The following is a 1,726-nucleotide window of genomic DNA, read 5'->3' as shown; positions in this document are numbered from 1 at the left end:
CGGCAGGAGTGTCTCAGCCTTCCGCCAGCCGTGCCCGGTGGCGCGCCAGCTGCGCACGCACCTGGGCCGGCGCCGTGCCGCCCAGGGTGTTGCGCGCATTCAGCGACCCCTCCAGGCTCAGCGCCTCGAAGACGTCGGCCTCGATGGCCGGGTGGAAGCCCTGCAGCGTCTGCAGCGGCAACTCGGCCAGGTCCACGCCGCGCTCCACCGCCGCGCGCACCGCGTGCGCCACGGTCTCGTGCGCGTCGCGAAACGGCAGGCCCTTCTTCACCAGGTAGTCCGCCAGGTCGGTGGCCGTGGCGTAGCCCTTGAGTGCAGCGGCGCGCATGGCGTCCGCGTTCACCGTGATGCCGCCCTCCTTGGCGCCGGTGGCCGGATTGGGCTGGCCGCCGATCATCTCGGCGAAGATGCGCAGCGTGTCCTTGAGCGTGTCCACCGTGTCGAACAGCGGCTCCTTGTCTTCCTGGTTGTCCTTGTTGTAGGCCAGCGGCTGGCCCTTCATCAGGGTGATCAGGGCCATCAGGTGGCCGACCACGCGGCCGGTCTTGCCGCGCGCCAGCTCCGGCACATCCGGGTTCTTCTTCTGCGGCATGATCGACGAGCCAGTGGTGAAGCGGTCGGCGATGCGGATGAAGCCGAAGTTCTGGCTCATCCAGACGATCAGCTCCTCCGACAGGCGCGAGACGTGCACCATCACCAGGCTGGCGGCGGCCGTGAATTCGATGGCGAAGTCGCGGTCGCTCACGGCGTCCAGAGAGTTCTGGCACACGCCCTCCATCCCCAGGGTGCGCGCCACGCGCTCGCGGTCGAGCGGATAGGTGGTGCCGGCCAGCGCCGCGCTGCCCAGCGGCAGGACGTTCACGCGCCGGCGCACGTCCTGCATGCGCTCGGCGTCGCGCGCGAACATCTCGACGTAGGCCAGCAGGTGGTGGGCAAAGCTCACGGGCTGGGCCACCTGCAGGTGGGTGAAGCCCGGCAGGATCACCTCCACGTTCCGCTCGGCCACCTCCACCAGCGCGCGCTGCACGTCGGCCAGCAGGCCCGCGATCAGGTCGATCTCGCCGCGCAGCCACAGGCGCACGTCGGTCGCCACCTGGTCGTTCCTGCTGCGCCCGGTGTGCAGGCGCTTGCCGGCGTCACCGACCAGCTGCGTGAGGCGCGCCTCGATGTTCAGGTGCACATCCTCCAGGTCGAGCTGCCACTCGAATTCGCCGGACTCGATCTCGCGCGCGATGGTGGCCATGCCGCGCTGGATGTCGGCGTGGTCCTGGGCGCCGATGATCCCCTGCGCGGCAAGCATCTCGGCGTGTGCCAGGCTGCCGGCGATGTCCGCCTGCCACAGGCGCCGGTCGAAGAACACGCTCGAGGTGTAGCGCTTGACCAGCTCGCTCATGGGTTCGGAGAACAGCGCCGACCAGGCCTGGGCCTTGGTGGCGAGCTGGTCGTTGGAAGGGGGCGTGGCGGGCACAGAAGTCATGGGGACAATAATCCGGTGGTGGCAGGCGGGCCCGGCCGGAATGGCTGGTCGGGCGCCTCGGCGGCGTTGCCTGGGATGCAGAAGCAGCAAATTTTATCGACCCCCTCCGCGGCGGCGGACGCGCAGGCCGCGGCGGTGTTCGACGCCTGCCACGTCGGCGTGGTGCTGCGTGCCGTGCTGCTGGTGGAATTGGTGCTGGCGGTGGCCGCCATGTTCGGCGCGGCCGCCCCCGCCGAATGGCTGGCGCGG

The 1,726-nt window shown here is 70.2% G+C and carries 1 protein-coding gene and 1 pseudogene; one reads left to right on the top strand and one right to left on the bottom strand.

The window, feature by feature from the left end; translation table 11 throughout:
• Nucleotides 1–13: 13 nt before the first annotated feature.
• Nucleotides 14–1,477, bottom strand: a complete 1,464-nt coding sequence (gene argH / locus A612_RS09130) for an argininosuccinate lyase (protein ID WP_019374191.1) — start codon at nt 1,475–1,477, stop codon at nt 14–16.
• Nucleotides 1,478–1,552: 75 nt separating this feature from the next.
• Between argH and A612_RS17920 the strand changes: the two are divergent.
• Nucleotides 1,553–1,726 (top strand): annotated as a pseudogene (locus A612_RS17920) (sensor histidine kinase); the annotation flags it as partial.

Origin of the sequence: Melaminivora alkalimesophila (genome assembly GCF_000282995.1) — a bacterium.
In the GTDB taxonomy this organism is placed as follows: Bacteria; Pseudomonadota; Gammaproteobacteria; order Burkholderiales; family Burkholderiaceae_C; genus Melaminivora; species Melaminivora alkalimesophila.
The sequence above is the reverse complement of the archived record's forward strand: the minus strand, read 5'-3'. Positions and strand labels throughout refer to the sequence as shown.

Excerpts from the sequence above, each read along its gene's own strand:
- argH (WP_019374191.1), bottom strand. The coding sequence starts at position 1,477 with ATGACTTCTGTGCCCGCCACGCCCCCTTCCAACGACCAGCTCGCCACC.